The sequence below is a fragment of the Rhodobacter capsulatus SB 1003 genome (assembly GCF_000021865.1).
GTDB classification, from domain to species: Bacteria; Pseudomonadota; Alphaproteobacteria; order Rhodobacterales; family Rhodobacteraceae; genus Rhodobacter; species Rhodobacter capsulatus_B.
In genome coordinates, this window is record NC_014034.1 from 1,768,077 (window position 1) to 1,784,703 (window position 16,627).

12 protein-coding genes are annotated in these 16,627 nt (G+C 68.5%); 4 read left to right on the forward strand and 8 right to left on the reverse strand.

Features of this window, described 5'->3' with window-relative positions; genetic code table 11:
* The first annotated feature begins 2 nt into the window (after positions 1–2).
* Genes lpxA through lpxB form a run of 3 tightly spaced genes read left to right on the forward strand, consistent with a single transcriptional unit; the run spans position 3 to position 2,744 of the window.
* Positions 3–797 carry an acyl-ACP--UDP-N-acetylglucosamine O-acyltransferase gene (gene lpxA / locus RCAP_RS08105; RefSeq protein ID WP_013067359.1) on the forward strand — a complete coding sequence of 265 codons (795 nt, stop codon included), beginning with the start codon at positions 3–5 and terminating at the stop codon, positions 795–797.
* A 55-nt stretch (positions 798–852) separates the two neighbouring features.
* The gene (gene lpxI, locus RCAP_RS08110; protein WP_013067360.1) at positions 853–1,596 is read left to right on the forward strand and encodes a UDP-2,3-diacylglucosamine diphosphatase LpxI domain-containing protein; all 744 of its coding nucleotides are present in this window, start codon (positions 853–855) and stop codon (positions 1,594–1,596) included.
* A complete protein-coding gene (lpxB, locus tag RCAP_RS08115; RefSeq protein ID WP_013067361.1) occupies positions 1,593–2,744 on the forward strand; it encodes a lipid-A-disaccharide synthase in 1,152 nt (383 codons plus the stop codon). The genes lpxI and lpxB overlap by 4 nt, the downstream gene beginning before the upstream one ends.
* On the opposite strand, the gene RCAP_RS08120 is transcribed toward lpxB, so the two are convergent.
* The 6 genes from RCAP_RS08120 to RCAP_RS08145 are packed head-to-tail and all read right to left on the reverse strand — an operon-like array spanning position 2,732 to position 11,952.
* Complete coding sequence (locus tag RCAP_RS08120; RefSeq protein WP_013067362.1) at positions 2,732–3,469, reverse strand: LamB/YcsF family protein; 738 nt, start codon at positions 3,467–3,469, stop codon at positions 2,732–2,734. The two genes, lpxB and RCAP_RS08120, sit on opposite strands and share 13 nt — an antisense overlap.
* The gene (locus RCAP_RS08125; RefSeq protein ID WP_013067363.1) at positions 3,466–4,479 is read right to left on the reverse strand and encodes a 5-oxoprolinase subunit C family protein; all 1,014 of its coding nucleotides are present in this window, start codon (positions 4,477–4,479) and stop codon (positions 3,466–3,468) included. The genes RCAP_RS08120 and RCAP_RS08125 overlap by 4 nt, the downstream gene beginning before the upstream one ends.
* Complete coding sequence (locus tag RCAP_RS08130; protein WP_013067364.1) at positions 4,476–5,195, reverse strand: 5-oxoprolinase subunit B family protein; 720 nt, start codon at positions 5,193–5,195, stop codon at positions 4,476–4,478. The genes RCAP_RS08125 and RCAP_RS08130 overlap by 4 nt, the downstream gene beginning before the upstream one ends.
* Positions 5,192–6,076 carry a transglutaminase family protein gene (locus RCAP_RS08135; protein ID WP_013067365.1) on the reverse strand — a complete coding sequence of 295 codons (885 nt, stop codon included), beginning with the start codon at positions 6,074–6,076 and terminating at the stop codon, positions 5,192–5,194. Before RCAP_RS08135 ends, RCAP_RS08130 begins: the two co-directional genes overlap by 4 nt.
* Positions 6,077–6,079: 3 nt before the next feature.
* Positions 6,080–8,503, reverse strand: coding sequence for a circularly permuted type 2 ATP-grasp protein (locus RCAP_RS08140; protein ID WP_013067366.1), 2,424 nt, complete (start codon positions 8,501–8,503; stop codon positions 6,080–6,082).
* Positions 8,504–8,523: 20 nt separating this feature from the next.
* Positions 8,524–11,952, reverse strand: a complete 3,429-nt coding sequence (locus RCAP_RS08145) for a transglutaminase family protein (RefSeq protein WP_013067367.1) — start codon at positions 11,950–11,952, stop codon at positions 8,524–8,526.
* A gap of 175 nt (positions 11,953–12,127) precedes the next feature.
* Here RCAP_RS08145 and RCAP_RS08150 point away from each other — a divergent pair, with 175 nt between their 5' ends.
* Positions 12,128–15,019 carry an FAD:protein FMN transferase gene (locus RCAP_RS08150; RefSeq protein WP_013067368.1) on the forward strand — a complete coding sequence of 964 codons (2,892 nt, stop codon included), beginning with the start codon at positions 12,128–12,130 and terminating at the stop codon, positions 15,017–15,019.
* On the opposite strand, the gene RCAP_RS08155 is transcribed toward RCAP_RS08150, so the two are convergent.
* On the reverse strand, positions 15,016–15,921 hold the full coding sequence (locus tag RCAP_RS08155) for a substrate-binding periplasmic protein (RefSeq protein ID WP_013067369.1): 906 nt from the start codon (positions 15,919–15,921) through the stop codon (positions 15,016–15,018). The two genes, RCAP_RS08150 and RCAP_RS08155, sit on opposite strands and share 4 nt — an antisense overlap.
* A complete protein-coding gene (gene pedF / locus RCAP_RS08160) occupies positions 15,918–16,601 on the reverse strand; it encodes a cytochrome c-550 PedF (RefSeq protein ID WP_013067370.1) in 684 nt (227 codons plus the stop codon). The genes RCAP_RS08155 and pedF overlap by 4 nt, the downstream gene beginning before the upstream one ends.
* Between the last annotated feature and the right edge of the window lie 26 nt (positions 16,602–16,627).

Sequence of the window (16,627 nt, forward strand, 5' to 3'; positions counted from 1 at the left end):
CCATGGCCGTTGACGCAACCGCCCGCGTGCATGTTTCCTCGGTGATCGAGCCGGGGGCGGTGATCGGCCCGGGCTGCCTGATCGGCCCCTTCTGCCACATCGGCCCCGAGGTCGTGCTGGCCGAGGGGGTGGAGCTGAAAAGCCATGTGGTGATCGCGGGCGCGACCGAGATCGGCGCGGGCACCGTGGTCTTTCCCTTTGCCTCGCTGGGGCAGATCCCGCAGGATCTGAAATTCAAGGGCGAAAAGACCCGGCTGGTGATCGGCGCGCGCAACCGCATCCGCGAATATGTGACGATGAACTGCGGCACCGAGGGCGGCGGCGGCGTGACCCGGGTGGGCGACGACGGGCTGTTCATGGCGAATTGTCACGTCGCCCATGATGTGCAGATCGGCGACCGGGTCATTTTGGTGAATTCGGTCGCGATCGCGGGCCATTGCGTCATCGAAGACGATGTGATCGTCGGCGGGCTGTCGGGCGTGCATCAATGGGTGCGCATCGGCCATGGCGCGATCATCGGTGCGCTGTCGATGGTGGCCTCGGATGTGATCCCGCATGCGCTGGTGGCGGGGCCGCGCGCGGGGCTGGAGGGGCTGAACCTTGTCGGCCTCAAACGCCGCGGTGTGGAACGTTCCGAAATTTCCGCATTGCGCGAACTTTACATGGCACTTGGCGAGGGCAACTTCCGCGAACAGGCCCGCAAACTCTCGGAAGAGGGGACAGAGAGCCGCCACGTCCGCGAAGTGCTTGATTTCATTCTTGGTCCCTCGGACCGCAGCTTCCTGACGCCGCGATGAGCGCGGGATCTGAAACCGCGCTGATCGCCGGGGGGGCGCGCTGCCGGGGCTGCTTTTGCAGGCCGCGCCGGAAATGCTGGTCTGCGCGCTGGAAGGTCAGCCCGCGCCGGGCGGATCGGTGCTGCCGTTCCGCATCGAGCGGCTGGTGCCGTTCCTCGACGCGCTGGCCGATCGCGGCATCCGGCGCGTCTGTTTTGCGGGGGCAATGCAACGCCCGAAACTGGAGCCCGAGCTTTTCGACGCCCGCACCGCCGCGCTGGTGCCGCGGCTTCTTGGCGCGATGCGGGCGGGCGATGATGCGACGCTGCGCGCGGTGATCGCGCTTTTCGAGGACTGGGACTTCGAGGTGATCGGGGCGGATGAGATCGCCCCGGCTCTGGTGCCGGGCGACGGGCTTTTGTGCGGCAGCGTCGGCGATCAGGACCAACTGGATGCGGCCCGCGCGGCGGAAATCGTCGCGGCTTTGGGCGCGGTCGATGTCGGCAGGGGCGGTGGTCCCCCCGGGCTTTGCCTTGGGGTCGAGGCGCTTCCGGGCACCGATGCGCTCCTTGATTTCGTCGCCGCGCATCGCGGGCTGGTGCCGATGCCGAAGGCGGGCGTCTTTTTCAAGGCGCCGAAACCGGGGCAGGATCGCCGCATCGACCTGCCCGCGCTGGGTCCGCAGACGGTGGCCAGGGTCGCCGCGGCGGGGCTTTGCGGCATTGTTTTCGAGGCGGGCGGCGTGCTGCTTCTGGACCGCGCGGCAACGATTGCGGCGGCCGAAGCGGCGGGGATCTTCCTGTGGGGGCGCTCTCCGTGAAGCTTTTTCTCGTCGCCGGCGAAGCCTCTGGCGACAAGCTGGGCGCGGCGCTGATGGCGGCGCTGATCGACCTTGTTCCCGGTGTGACATTCGCGGGCATCGGCGGGCCGCAGATGGAAGCCCTTGGCCTGCAAAGCCTTTTCCCGATGGAAGAGCTGTCGGTCATGGGGCTGCTGGAGGTGCTGCCGAAATATCGTCAGCTGAAACGGCGCATTGCCGAGACGGCTCAGGCGGCTCTGGAGACGGCGCCGGATGCGCTGATCACCATCGACAGCCCGGATTTCTGCCTGCGCGTGGCGCGGATCGTCAAGGCCGCCCGGCCCGCGCAAAAGACCGTGCATTACGTCGCCCCCTCGGTCTGGGCCTGGCGTCCCGGGCGCGCGGCGAAGATGGCCGAGGTGATCGACCATGTTCTGGCGCTGCTGCCCTTCGAGCCGCCCTACATGACCGCCGCGGGGATGAGCTGCGATTTCGTCGGCCATCCGGTCGTGGCCGAGCCGCGGGCGACCGAGGCCGAGGCGACCGCGCTGCGCCAGACCCTGATGATCGGTCCCGATCAGCCGGTGCTGCTGTGCCTGCCCGGGTCGCGCCGCGGCGAGGTGAAGCGGCTGATGCCGCGCTTCGCCGCGACCGTTGCTGCGCTGCGGCAGGACGTGCCGGGGCTGCGCGTGCTCATCCCCACCGTGCGCGGGGTGGCGGCAGAGGTGCGCAAGATGGCTTGCCGCTGGGACGAGGTGCCGAATGTGATTTCGGACGCGGCCGAGAAGCGCGCGGCCTTTGCCACGGCCAATCTGGCGCTGGCGGCCTCGGGCACGGTCAGTCTGGAACTGGCGGCGAACCGGGTGCCGATGGTGATCGGCTATCGGATGAACTGGCTGACGTGGCATATCACGAAGCGCGCGATGCTGATCGACACGGTGACGCTGGTCAATCTGGTGTCTGAGACCCGGGCGGTGCCGGAATTCCTCGGCCGGCCCTGTCGGCCGAAACCGATGGCGCGGGCGCTGCAGGATCTGTTGCGGGATCCGCAACGCCGCGCGGCGCAGGTTTCCGCCATGGAAACGACGATGCAGCGGCTGGGCGAGGGCGGCGCGGCCCCGGGGCTGCGTGCGGCGCAGTCGGTTCTGGCCTTCCTTCAAAGGGGCTGAAGCACGACCCCTTCGGCCTGCAATTTGCTGCGCAGCAATTTCGCCATTTCAAGGGCTTGCGGGGTGTCGCCATGCAGGCAGACGGTGTCGATCCGGGCCGGGATGCGATGGCCGCTGGCGGAAAGGATCGCGCCCGCGCGCAGCATCGCCAGAATCCGCCCCGCGGCCGCTTCGGCGTCATGCAGAACGGCACCCGGAAGCGAGCGATCGACCAGCGTCGCATCGTCATTGTAAGCGCGGTCGGCGAAAATCTCGCCCGCCCAATCGGCCTGCATCGCGCGGGCGGCGGCCTCCTGCGCCGTCGCCGAAAGCACCATCAGCTTCAGATCCGGCACGACGGCAAGCGCCGCGCCATAGCAGATGCGGGCCAGATCCGCATCTTCGGAAGTGATGTTGGACAGCGCCCCGTGCAGCTTGAAATGGCGCAATTTCAACCCCTTGGCCTGCGCCACGGCGGCCATCGCGCCGGTCTGATACGCGATCAGATCGACCAGTTCGGGTTTCGACAGCACCATCCTGGTGCGGCCGAAATTTGCCCGGTCATCAAAGCCCGGATGCACGCCGAGGCCGACGCCCTTTTCGGCCGCCAGTGCCATCACCCGCGCCATTTCCAGCGGCCCGCCCGCATGCAGCCCGCAGCAGATATTGGCCGAGGTCACGACGTCGAGCAGCGCCGCATCCGCGCCCGCGCCTTCGCCCATGTCGGAATTGAGATCAAGTTTCATGCGTCTTCCTCGTCGCCGCGGATCATGCCCGAGATCAGTTGATAGGCCAAAAGATCGGGAATGTCGCGCGGATCGCGGGTCAGCGGGCAGAGCAGTGGGCGGATCTGCGCCAGCCAAAGCGCCTCGGGCGGCGAGACGGTTTCGGCCGCGTCGAGCGGAATTTCGACCAGCCTCAGCGCGGTTCCGGGGCGGGCCTGCGCGGCGCGGGACAGGTCAAGCGGGATCACCGTTCCAAGGCGGGGATACCCACCGATGGTCTGGCAATCGGCCAGAAGCACAACCGCTTGTCCCGTCCCGGTCATCTGGAGGTCCCCCGGGCCGATGAAATCCGACAGCAACCCCGAGGTTTCCGTGGCAAAGGGGCCGCCGTCCTGAAGCAGCGCCAGCCCCTGACGGCTGGCCGGACCGGCGCGAAACCGGGTGGCAAAGGCGCGGGCCCGCGTTTCGGGCGCGAAAAGCGCGGTCTGCGGCCCGGCGATCACCCGCAGCGTGCCGCCGGTGAAACGGTCGTCGGGGGGCAGGCGCTGTGCCGCCGCCGCGGGGGCCGGATCGGGGCCGAAGGGCAGGCGCAGCCCCGCGTGAACCACCGTGCCCAGACCCGCCGCGGCAAGGGTGGCGCGGGCGCCCAGCGTTTCGGGCGTCAAAAGCCCCCCCGCGAGCGAAAGATAGCCGTAAACACCGCTCTCGCCGGGGCGCAGATCCAGCACCTCGCCGGGCGCGAGCGGATGAGAGGCATTCCAGATCAAGGGCTTGCCGTCGCGGCTGGCCTGCATCGGCGCACCGGTGAGGGCGATCCGGGTGGGGGCGGTGACGCGAAACCGCCCGCCCGTCAGCGGCAGTTCCAGCGCGGCTTGCGGCCGGGATTGCCCCAGAAGCGCCGCGGCTTCCCAGAGCGCGCGGCGGTCTGCGGCGCCCCCGGTCGAAAGACCGAATCCCGTGTAGCCCGGCCGCCCCAGATCCTGCACCGAAATTCCGGGACCGGCAGAAATGACTTCGATAAATCCTGTCATTTCGGAAAACCCAGAATTGCACCCCCAAAAGGATCGCCCTTTTCGATCAGCGCGGCGATGTTTTCGGCGCTTGTCGGGGTGAAGCGCAGGAAATCGCCCGGGCGCAGCCGGAACGGCTCGGCGGCATCGGCGGCAAAGGGGCGAAAGGCGGTGCGGCCCAACGCCCGCCAGCCGGTGGGCGAGGGCGCGGCGAAGAGCACGATCTGGCGCAGCGCGGTGGTGATCGTGCCCGCCTCGACCCGCGGTGTCAGCGTGGGCAGGCGGGGCATCTGCCAATGCGCGGGCAGGGTGCCGAGATAGGGCTGCCCGGGCGCGAAGCCCAGCGCCAGAACCCGCAAGTCCGTTGCACAAAGCTCTGAAATCAAAGCGCTTTCGCTGCGTCCCGCCAGGGCGGCGGCTTCGGTCAGATCGGCCCCCCAGCTCCCGCCGAAACAGGCGGGGACGGTCCAATGCCGTGCGGCGGCGGGCTCGGGGGCTGGCGCCGTCAGGCGCTGGCGCAACGCGGCCGCGAACTGCATGCGGCCGGTTGTCAGCCGGTCAAAGCGCAGCAGCACCGAGCCAAGCCCTGGCGCCACCTCGGTCTGCCCGGGCAGCGGATCGGCCGCCAGCGCCACGGCAAGCCGCTGCGCGGCGCTGTTCGCCTCCTCCGACCAGGCGGTGGCGAAGCGCACCAGCACGGCCTCAAGGCCAAGCGGCAGGATCTCGGGGCCCGTCATTCGGTGTCAAGCGGCAGCACGTCGACCGCCTGCCGCGTTTCGGCCCGCCCGGCCGAGCGCAGCGCCCCGCGGATCGGCGCCACATCATCGTAATCGCGCCCGACGGCGACGGTGACGAAATCCACCCCGGCGGCCTGATCATTCGTCGGATCGAACTCGATCCAGCCCATTTCGCGCCCGACCCAGGCCCGCACCCAGGCGTGCATCGCATCCGCGCCTTCCAGCCGCGGCTGCCCGGGCGGCGGAAAAGTGCGCAGGAAACCAGAGACATAGCCCGCGGGAATGCCGATGCCGCGCAGGCCGGCGATCATCACATGGGTGAAATCCTGACAGACGCCGCGACCACGGGCAAAGGCCTCGCGCGGGGGGGTGTCGACCGTCGTCGCCTCGGCGTCGAAGGTCATGTGCTTGTGCAGCGCATGGCCCAGCCTGGCCACGGCCGTGGCGGCGGTCATCGTGCGCGTGGTCACGGCGCGGGCAAAGGCGGTGATCTCGGGGCAGGGCACGACGCGCGGCGAGGCGCCAAGGAAGTGATGCGGCGCGGTGGGCGCCAGTGTCGTCTCGGCGGCGATTTCGGCGCCAAGTTTCGGCAGCGGCGGCGAGAGGTCAAGCGGAACGGGCTGCGCCAGCCGTTCGATCCTTGCGGACAGTTCAAAGCGCACATCGGCGACGGGGCGGTGCCAGACGACGGATGTCACAGCATTGCCGAAGAAATCCAGCCCGTCGTGGCGTTCATCCGGGGCCGGGTCCAGCGTCAGCCGCCGCGCCAGCACCCGCTGCGCGCCCGGAATGTCGGGCGGCAGCAACCGCGCCAGATTGCGCAGATGATCCGAGGGCGCGGCGTAATCATAGTCGATGGCCAGTTTGATCTCGTAGCGCATGACCTACCCCAGATAGCTTTGCGTGACGAGGTTCGACATCTGCGCCACCTCGGACCGCAGGGTGATCAGCCGGTGCGTGGTGATCTCCTCGGGCGCGGCGACGGAAAGCAGGCTTTCGACCGGCACGATGGCGCGTGACAGCGCCGCCAGCCGCCCGTTCTCGCGCGCATGCGGCAGATCCGCGGCGAGCGCCCGCATCCGCGCGATCTGAAACAGGATCGAGCGCGGGTTGTCGCCATCCAGCGCCAGCAGGTCCACCACCGTCTCGCGCGAGCGTTCCATGCGGTAGCGGCGCTGATGGGTGATCACGCTGTCGGCGACCTCGATCGCGATATCGAGACAGCCCGAGGGCGCCTTGGCATCGGCAAAAGTGGCCAGAACCGCCGCCAGCGCATCGGTGCGTTCCAAGGCGCGGCCAAGGGACAGGAAGGTCCAGCCGGAAAAACGATACATGTTTTCATGCACAAGGCCGGAAAAGCCGGTGATCTTGCGCAACAGCACCGACATTGCCCGCGCGGCATCATCGCCCGGTTTCGCGGTCTGGCTCATCGACCGCGCGGTGCGGGCAAGGTCGGCCAGCGCCGCCCAGCCATCGGTGGAAAAGCGGTCGCGGACCTTGGCGGCGCAGCCGCGGGCGGCCTCGATCCGGTCGATCAGCGCGCCCGGCACCGGCTGGGTCGTGGTGATGCCGTAACCGCCAAGGAAGCTGCGCAACAGCCGCAGCCGGGCGTCTTCGGCATTGTCGGTGGCGGCCAGACGCAGGTGATAGGCGCGGATGAGCCGGATCGCGTCTTCGGTGCGTTCGACATAGCGGCCGAGCCAGTAGAGATTGTCGGCCGAACGTGCGGGCAGGATGCCGGGGCTGGCCCGGCGCACGCCCTTTTCCGGCCGCGGCAACAGGCTTTCCTGCCGCACCGGCCGGTCGGCCACGACCCAGACATCGGCCACGGCGCCGCCGCGCTGCATCGCCAGCGCCGTGGTGTCGCCGGACCGGCCGATGCGGGCATAGCCGCCCTTCATGAAGGTCCAGTTGCCATTGGCGTCGCGGGCGGCAAAGACCCGCACCGTCATCGGCCGCGGCTCGATCCGGTTCGCGCCGGTGCCGCTGTCGACCCAGGCGGGGGTGGTGGACAGCGTCACCGCCTCCTGGCCCACCAGCATCTGCCCCTCGGCCTCCAGCCAATCCGAGATCGAGGCCCGGGCCGAGCCGCGCAAGGTGCCGCCCAGCGCCGTCGCCGCGCCCAGATCAAAGGGCAGATCACAGGCATAGGCCGAGCCGATCATCATCCGGTCGGCATTGTCGCGCACGAAGGCGCGTTCGGTCGCCCCGCCACACCACCAGGTGGCAATGTTGGGCATCTTCAACGGCTTGCCGCGCAAGACCTCGCAGATGCGCGGCAGAAAGGCCATCATCGCCCGCATCTCCATCACGCCCGAGCCCAGCGCATTCACCAGCGCCAGATTGCCCGCCCGGATCGCCTCGACCAGACCCGGGGTGCCGATCTGGCTTGTGGCATCAAGCTCCACCGGATCGGCAAAGGCCGCATCGATGCGCCGCCACAGCACGCCCAAGGGCTGCGGCCCCTCGATCGTGCGGACCATCGCCTGACCGTCCTGCACCAGCAGATCCTCGCCTTCAAGCAGCATCAGACCCAGATAGCGGGCGATATAGGTGTGTTCGTAATAGGTGTCGTTCGAGGGGCCGGGCGTCAGGATCGCCGCCGCCCGTTCGCGCCCGCCCGGCGCCTGCGCCAGCCGCTCCATCGCGGCGCGGAAGGTGCCGAAGAACCCGGCCAGCCGGTGGATATGGGCGCGCGGGAAGCGTTCGGGAAAGATGCGGCCGGTGGCCATGCGGTTTTCCAGCGCAAATCCCGCGCCCGAGGGCGCCTGCGTGCGATCCCCCAGCACGAACCAGCGCCCATCCGGGGCGCGGCCGATTTCAAAGGCCAGCACATGCAGGAAATGGCCGCCGCGCGGGGTGATGCCCACCATCGGGCGCAGCCATTGCCGCGAGCCCGCGATCAGTTCCGCGGGCAGATGGCCCTCGGTGACCAGCCGCCCGGGGCCGTAAAGATCGGCCATCACCGCTTCCAGCAGGTCCGCCCGCTGCGTCAGCCCGGCGCAGATCGTCTCCCATTCCGTTTCATGCAGGATCACCGGAATATGCGAGAGCGGCCATTCCCGTTCCGCCAAGGGGTCGTTCGAATATTGCCGGAAGAAGACGCCGGCATCGCGCAGATATTGGTCGGCGCGTTCGAACCGCGCGGTGATCTCGGCCGGGCTCAGCCGGGCGAAGCGGTCGACAAAGCGGCGCCAGACCGGGCGCATCTGGCCTGCCGCATCGAACAATTCATCCGCCACCCCGGGCGAGAGCCGGTAATTGGCGAAAAGGTCATTCGCGGGATGGGGCGGGGGCGTCTGGGTCATGGGGCACCGGGGCTTGAGCCTCACTCAAGCCCGATGGGACGGCGCAGGTCAAGGGTCAGCGGAAATTCCGGATGCGGCGTCTCGGGGGCGGGGGCATAGGCGCCGGGGCTGTGGCCCATCGGCTCGAACCGGGCCAGACGCCGCGCCTCGGCCTCGTAGGCATTGACCGGGAAAGTGTCGTAATTGCGCCCGCCCGGATGGGCGACGTGCCAGGTGCAGCCCGCCAAAGCCCGGCCCGACCAGCGGTCATAGATGTCAAAGACCAAGGGCGTGTTCACCGGCAGCGTCGGATGCAGCGCGGCGGGCGGTTGCCAGGCCTTGAAGCGCACCCCCGCGACCGAGGTCCCCGCCGTGCCCGTGCGCGTCATCGGCACCGGACGGCGGTTGCACATCACCGTGTAGCGGTCCTGATGCAGGTTTGTCAGCTTCACCTGCAGCCGCTCGACCGAGCTGTCGGTATAGCGCACCGTGCCGCCGATGGCGCCGGTCTCGCCCAACACATGCCAGGGCTCCAGCGCCTGACGCAGTTCCAGATGCACCCCCTCGGCCTCGATCTGGCCGCAGAAGGGGAAGCGGAATTCCGATTGCGCCTCGAACCAGACCGGGTCGAAATCGAACCCATGCGCGCGCAGATCAGCCAGCAGCGACAGCAGATCTTCCCACAGATAATGCGGCAGCATGAAGCGGTCATGCAGCACCGTGCCCCAGCGCACGGGCCGCCCGGTGACGGGCGCGGCCCAGGCCCGCGCGATCAGGGCGCGGATCAGCAGTTGCTGCGCCAAGGACATGCGCGGATGGGGCGGCATCTCGAAGCCGCGGAACTCGACCAGACCCAGACGGCCGGTGGGGCCATCGGGGGAATAAAGCTTGTCGATGCAGATCTCGGCGCGATGGGTGTTGCCGGTGACGTCGATCAGCATGTTGCGCAGCAGCCGGTCCACCAGCCAGGGCGGCGGCAGGTTGCCGCCATGGACCGGATCGCCGATCTGCGCGAGCGCGATTTCAAGTTCGTAAAGCGTGTCATGCCGCGCCTCGTCGATCCGCGGCGCCTGAGAGGTCGGCCCGATGAAGAGACCCGAGAAGAGGTAAGACAGGCAGGGATGGCGCTGCCAGATCAGGATCAGCGATTTCAGAAGATCGGGGCGGCGCAGGAACGGGCTGTCATTCGGCGTCGCGCCCCCGACGACGACATGGTTGCCGCCGCCGGTGCCGGTGTGGCGCCCGTCGATCATGAACTTGTCGGCGCCAAGACGCGAGAGCCGCGCCTCGGCATAGATCGCCTCGGTGGTGGCGACGCACTCCTCCCAGCTGTGCGCGGGGTGAATGTTCACCTCGATCACGCCCGGATCGGGGGCGACGCGGATCACGTTCAGCCGCGGGTCATGGGGCGGCGCATAACCCTCGATATGGATGGGCAGGTTCAGCTCGGCCGCCGTCGCCTCGGCGCTGGCGATCAGGTCGAGGTAGTCTTCGAGCGTGTCGCAGGGCGGCATGAAGAGGCACAACCGCCCGTCGCGCGGCTCGATGGCGATGGCCGTGCGCACCGCCCCCGTGGCCGGGTCGGTGCCCTGCGCCGAAAGCGCCTGCCGCGCGGTCGGATCGCTCTCGGTCCGGGTGGATTTCTGCTGATGCGCCGGGCTGACGGCGGGCAGGAAGGCCGCCTGTTCACGGGCTTCCTCGGCGGCCAGCCGGTCGATCTCGGCCTGGATCTTTGCCCGCCGTTCCGCAATGGCGGCGCTGAAATCCGGCAGCGGCCCGACTTCGACGGTCGGATCGGCCGGGTAGGAATAGGGATAGGAGTCGGCGGGCACATGCGGCAGGGCGCCGAGGGGCAGGCGGAACCCCACCGGGCTGTCGCCGGGCACCAGGAACAGATGCCCGCGCCGCGGCTTCCAGAGTTCCGACCGCCAGCGCCGCCCCCCGGCCCGGCCTTGCCAGGGCTGGATCGGCAGCACGAAGCCCGAGGGTTCGGTCAGGCCGCGGTTGAAGACGCGGGCGTACCGGGCGCGGTCCTCGGGGTTTTTCAGCTTCGGGTTTTCCGGGCTGACATTCGGCGGTAAGTTCGCTTCCTTCAGGATCCATTCGCCGGGGTCTTCATAGGCGGGCTGGGCGAAGACCGGATCAAGCCCCAGATGCGCCGCAAAGGCCTCCATGAAGCGCCCGGCCTCGGCGGGACCGACCGGCGCGGTGGCGTTTTCGCGCGCGATCAGATCGGGGTTTTGCCAGACCGGCACGCCGTCGTGCCGCCAATAAAGCGAAAAGGTCCAGCGCGGCAGGCTCTCGCCCGGATACCACTTGCCCTGCCCGTAATGCAGAAAGCCCCCCGGGGCGAAGCGGGCCTGCAAGCGGCGGATCAGATCATCGGCCAGCGCGCGTTTTTGCGGCCCGACGGCCTCGGTGTTCCACTCCGGCGTCTCGAAATCATCGACCGAAACAAAGGTCGGCTCGCCCCCCATGGTCAGGCGCACATCGCCCGCCCGCAAGGCGTCATCGACCCGCTGGCCCAGCGCATTCAGCCGGTCCCAGGCTTCGTCGGAAAAGGGCTTGGTGATGCGCGGATGTTCCGCCACCCGCTTCACCTGCATGTCAAAGGCAAAGCGCGTCTCGGGCGTGCCCGCGGCGGTGAAGCCCCCGGCAATCGGCGCGGCATTGCGGTAATGCGGCGTCGCCGCCAGCGGGATATGGCTTTCCCCCGCCAAAAGCCCCGAGGTCGGGTCAAGCCCCACCCAGCCCGCGCCGGGCAGGAAGACCTCGACCCAGGCGTGCAGATCGGTGAAATCGACCTCGGTCCCCGAAGGGCCATCGAGCGCCTTCACATCGGGGGCAAGCTGGATCAGATAGCCCGAGACGAAGCGGGCGGCGAAGCCCAGATGCCGCAACACCTGCACCAGCAGCCAGGAACTGTCGCGGCACGAGCCCGAGGCCAGCGTCAGCGTCTCGTCGGGCGTCTGAACCCCGGGTTCCATCCGGATCGTGTAGCGGATTTCCCGCGCGATCCGGGCGTTCAGCGCCACCAGAAAATCGACGGTGCGGGTCTGGGTGAAATCCACCGTGCCGATGAACCGCGCCAGCTGCGGCCCCTCGGGGTCCGGCGTGCGATAGATCGACAGATCGTCGCGCAGATCCTCGGGATAGTCAAAGGGCCAGGTCTCGGCGGTTTCTTCCAGAAAGAAATCGAACGGGTTGTAGACCGTCATGTCGGCGACCAGATCGACCTCGATCTTCAGCTCGGTCACCGGCTCGGGAAAGACGAAACGGGCCAGCCAGTTGCCATAGGGGTCCTGCTGGTGGTTCACGAAATGCCCGCCGGGGCTGACCTTGAGCGAATGCGAAATCACTCGCGTGCGCGAATGCGGCGCCGGACGCAGCCGGATGATCTGCGGCCCCAAAGTCACCGGGCGGTCGTAGACATAATGCGTCAGGTGATGGATGGATGCGTGGATCGCCATGGTCTTCCCCCCGTGTTGCCCCGACTGTAGGAAGCCGGGCGGCGGATGCCATGGGAAACCGGCCCCGGCCGCGGGGCGGGCGGCGTTTTCCGGGCAACTGCCCGAAAATTGGGCGCCGCGCATCTTGCACCAAGGTCGAATAGGCAGCCTGTCCCGGCTCAAGCACAGTTGCGGCATGATCCGGTTCCTGCTTCTTTGGCTGGCCTTCGCGACCCCGCTTTGCGCGGAGGTGCTGACGCGCGATGCGCTTTCCGCGCTGATCCTGGCGCCTTACGAACTGGGGGCGCCGGTGAATGACAAGGGGGTCTGGACGCTCCTGAATTCGGGCGGGGGCGAGGCGGGTTTCGTCTTTGAAACCGAGCCGCTGGCGCCCTTGCCGGGGTTTTCCGGGGCGCCCATCGACCTGCTGGTGCTGCTTGACCGCGAGGGGCGGTTCATCGACGTGCGGCTGTTGCGGCAAAACGAGCCGATCTTCGTTTCCGGTCTGGGCGAGGCGCCGTTCCGGGCCTTTCTGGAACAATATCGCGGCCATGCGATCAGCGAGCCGCTGGTCGTCGGCACCCCTTACGGCGGGGGCGGCACGGCCTCGGACAATGTCTATCTGGACGGGGTGACGAAGGCGACGGCCTCGGTGCGGATCGCGCATGACTCGATCCTGGCGGCGACGCTGGCGGTTGCGCGCGACAAGATGCAGGGCGTGGGGGCGGGGCCCGCGCCGAGGCCCGATCCCGCGCATGACGAGGCCCTGTCCTGGAAAGATCTTCTAGATCAGGGGCTTGTCGGGCGTCTTCGGGTCAGCGGGGCGCAGCTGGATGCGGCTTTCGCGGGCACGAAATGGGCGCAGGACGGCGCGGGCATCGACCCCGAGGCGCCCTTCATCGATCTTTACGTGATCGACCTTGGCCCGCCCGCGCTGGCCCGCGCCGTGCTGGCCCCCGAGACGCTCTCCGAGATTGCCCGTTTCACCGCCCGCGCCCCCGATGACGAGCTGGTCCTGCTGATCGAGGCCGGGCAGCATGGGCTGGTGTCGGCGGATTTCGTGCGCAACACCGCGCCCGACCGGCTGACGGCGACGCAGGACGGCCTGCCCCTGGTGCTGCGCGATGCCGACATCCTGCCGGAACTGGCCGCCGATCTGCCGCCGGAGCTGTCCGAGGCGACGAAGATGGTGGTGCGGCTTGACCGCCGTCTGGGCTTCGATCCGACCCGGCCGTGGGAGCTGCGCCTGCAGGCCGTGCGCGAACACGGGATGTTTCAGGCCGAGGTCGGCTCGGCGCATTTTCCACTAGTGTTGCAGACGCCGGAGCGGTTCTTTCTGCGCCCCGCCGCCCCAGACCGCATCAGCCCGGTGCAGCAGGCGCTGCGCAATCGCGCCGCCGATCTCTGGGCGCTGGGCGGGTTTCTGGGCTTGTTGATGGCGGCGCTGCTCGCGCAATCGCGGCTGGCGGGGCTGCGCGCCTTTACCCCGGTGCGGCTGGGCATCCTTTGCGTCGTCATCGGCTTTGTCGGCTTCTGGGGGCAGGGGCAGCTGTCCATCGTCACGGTGATGGCGGTGGCGCGCGGGCTGGTGTCGGGCGGGCTCGAGGTGCTGCTTTACGATCCTTTCGGGCTGGCGATCTGGGGCGCGGCGGGGATCGGCTTTCTGCTTTGGGGGCGGGGATTCTTTTGCGGCTGGCTCTGCCCCTTTGGCGCGATGCAGGAATTTGCCCATCACGCCGGTCGGCTGTTGCGTCTGCCGCGGATCGAGCCGCCCGCAAGCCTTGCCCGGGTGCTGCTCTGGACGGGGCCGGTTGCGGCCGTGGCGCTGGTCGCCGTGGCCTTCCTTGCGCCGCAACATGCGGAAGCCGCAGCGGAAATCGAGCCCTTCAAGACCGCGATCACGATGCATTTCGACCGTCCCTGGCCCTATCTGATCTGGGCGATGGGCTGGATCGCGGTGTCGATGGTATGGTTCAAGGGCTTTTGCCGCTCGCTCTGCCCCTTGGGCGCGGTGATGCGGCTGGGCGGGCTTTTGCGGCTGCGCGCCTTCATTCCGCGGCGGGCGGATTGTGGCAAACCCTGTCAGCTGTGCCGCGTGCGCTGCGCCTATGGCGCGATCAAGCGCACCGGCGAGATCCGCTATTCCGAGTGTTTCCAGTGCCTTGACTGTGTGGCGTCACTTGACGACAAAAGCCGCTGTGTGCCTTTGGTGCTGGCGGCGAACGAAAGGCTCGGGCATGAAGCGGCGGCGGTTTCTGCAGATCGTGGCGGGGCGGCGCTGATCGCGCAAGGCGCGCGGGCCGAGACCTGGACGGGCCGGGCCTTTGGCGCCGATCTGCGGATCACCGCGCCCGGTGCCCTGCCGCTGGCCGAGATCCGCGCCGAGATCGCGGCGATCGAGGCCACCTTTTCGTTGCACGCCGACAGCGAATTGACCCGGCTGAATGCGACCGGCCGCGGTCCGGGCTCGGCGCGGATGCGGTCAGTGCTGGCGGTGGCGAAACGCGTGCATGACCTGACGCGCGGGGCCTTTGATCCGACGGTGCAGCCGCTCTGGCTTGCCCTGGCCGAAGGCCGCGATCCGCTGCAACCGCGCGCGGCGATCGGCCTGCACCGGGTGCAGATCGGGCGGGAGATCGTGCTTTCGCGCGGGCAGGCGCTGACCTTGAACGGCATCGCGCAGGGCCATGGCGCCGAGCGCGTGGCCGAAATCTGCGCCCGCGCGGGCCTTGGCGATTGTCTGATCGACATGGGCGAGTTTCAGGCGCTGGGCGGGCCGTTCCGGCTGGGGATCGAAGACCCCGAAGCCGGGCTGGTGGCGGTGCGATCACTGACGGCGGGCGCGATGGCGACATCCTCGCCCGCCGCGATGCCCTTTCCGGGGGGCAGCCATATCCTTGGCCCGCATGGACAAATTCCGCGCTTCTCGACGGTGACGGTGGAAGGCGCCAGTGCCACGCTCTGTGATGCCGCCTCGACCGCCTTCGTGCTGATGGAACGCGACGAGATCATCCCAGCCGCCCGCAGGCTGCGGCTGCGCGCGGTGACGGCGGTGGATTTTCAGGGCAATTTCGAGACGCTGGTCTAACGCTCCGGCGGCTCGAAGCTGACGCCGTGATCGGCGAAGATCTGCGCGATCCGGCCATCGGCCAGCGCCGCCGCGATCGCATCATCGACCGCATAGCCAAGGTCGCGATGCTGAAAGGAAATCGCCAGCCCCAAAGTCCAGCTGGGCCGCGCCAGCCCCAGAAGCGGCGGTTCATGCAGCCCGATGCCGGGGGCCAGATGCGCCTCGAGCTCGGCGCGCGGCCCCATCGCGGCCCTCACCTCCCGCGCGGCAAGCCCCGCCATCGCCGCGCCGGTGGTTTTGTAGCGATGCACCTTGTCCGCCGTCGCCCCATGCGCGACCGAGGTCAGGAAGAAATCCGAAATCGAGTCATTCTCGACCCCCACCGGATCGTAGCGAAAGACCGCAGGCACCGGCGGCTTGTCCGGATAGCTTGCGATGTCATAGGCGATCGCCAGCCGCTCGGTCGCATATTGGCCGGTGAAGACAACCTGGTCGAAACGGCAGGCATAGGCGACATCATAGGGAACATGCCCCATGATATCAGACACATGCCCACCCACGGCCGCGCCGCGATAGACGTAATTGAGCAGATCGGCATCCAGCGTCTCGCCCGCCTGCACCAGCCGGATGCGGGGCGTGACCCCCAGATCGGCGGCAATCAGCTGTGCGATCTCGACATCGATGCCCTGCGGCTGACCGCGCTCCGCCCAGGACCAGGGCTTGTAGTTTTCATAAAGCGCCACCTCGATCCAGCCATCCTCGCGGATGCGGTCGAGGCTGCGCCCGATATCCTGCGCGGGGGTGTTTTGCAGCTTCTGTTCGGGGGCCTGCCCCTCGCAGGCGGCCCCGGCCGCAAGCGGCGCCAGACCGGCAAGGGCAAGCCCCAGCGCGACAGACCGCAGCGCCGCCCGCCCGCTCATTTCGCCGCCGACAGGCCCAGCGACAGCAGCTCGGCCGCGTGCTTGAAACTGGCCTTGTCCGCGCTCAGCACCTCGGCGGCGCGGCTGACCGTGCTGTCGGCCACCGGCGCGCCCGAAAAGGTCTTCACCTCGGAATTGATCTGTTCCAGCTCTTCCTTGACCGCCACGCCATCCGCCGTGCCCGCCTCCAGATCGGCGACGATCGCGCGCAGCCGGTCGGTGTGGCTGTCAAGCGCCCCATCCTCGGGCCGGGTCTCGATATAGGTGCGGATCGCCCAACCGGCCTTTTGCCCCAGAACCGGACCAAAGGCGGGCATCTTCGTCGTGCCGTCCTGGGTATAGCCGTGCTGGAACCGCTCGGCGAACCATTCATCGCCATATTCCTCGGCCTCGAGGAAGCGCAGATCCGGCGCCAGACCGCCCGAGACCGCGCCAAGCCCATGACAGCGCGCGCAATTCTGGTTGAAACCGGAATCGCCGATTTTCACCGCCGCCTTCCAGACCTCCTCGCCCGCCTTCTCGGCGCGATAGGGGTTTTCGGTCAGCCATTCCTCGCCCACCTCGGGCAGGGCATCGGTGTTCACCGGCTGCGGCGTCACATCGCCATGCGCCAGAAGCGGCCCCGGAAGACAGGCCAGCAGCAGGGCCGCAAGGAAACGGCGGTTGCGGACGTCGAGCATCTCTCTCTCCCTAACGATCGGTGCTG

Bases quoted from the DNA above. Each gene is read 5' to 3' on its own strand.
- lpxA (WP_013067359.1), top strand. From the start codon at position 3: ATGGCCGTTGACGCAACCGCCCGCGTGCATGTTTCCTCGGTGATCGAG.
- RCAP_RS08120 (WP_013067362.1), bottom strand. From the start codon at position 3,469: ATGAAACTTGATCTCAATTCCGACATGGGCGAAGGCGCGGGCGCGGAT.
- RCAP_RS08125 (WP_013067363.1), bottom strand. From the start codon at position 4,479: ATGACAGGATTTATCGAAGTCATTTCTGCCGGTCCCGGAATTTCGGTG.
- RCAP_RS08130 (WP_013067364.1), bottom strand. From the start codon at position 5,195: ATGACGGGCCCCGAGATCCTGCCGCTTGGCCTTGAGGCCGTGCTGGTG.
- RCAP_RS08135 (WP_013067365.1), bottom strand. From the start codon at position 6,076: ATGCGCTACGAGATCAAACTGGCCATCGACTATGATTACGCCGCGCCC.
- RCAP_RS08140 (WP_013067366.1), bottom strand. From the start codon at position 8,503: ATGACCCAGACGCCCCCGCCCCATCCCGCGAATGACCTTTTCGCCAAT.
- RCAP_RS08145 (WP_013067367.1), bottom strand. From the start codon at position 11,952: ATGGCGATCCACGCATCCATCCATCACCTGACGCATTATGTCTACGAC.
- RCAP_RS08150 (WP_013067368.1), top strand. From the start codon at position 12,128: ATGATCCGGTTCCTGCTTCTTTGGCTGGCCTTCGCGACCCCGCTTTGC.
- RCAP_RS08155 (WP_013067369.1), bottom strand. From the start codon at position 15,921: ATGAGCGGGCGGGCGGCGCTGCGGTCTGTCGCGCTGGGGCTTGCCCTT.
- pedF (WP_013067370.1), bottom strand. From the start codon at position 16,601: ATGCTCGACGTCCGCAACCGCCGTTTCCTTGCGGCCCTGCTGCTGGCC.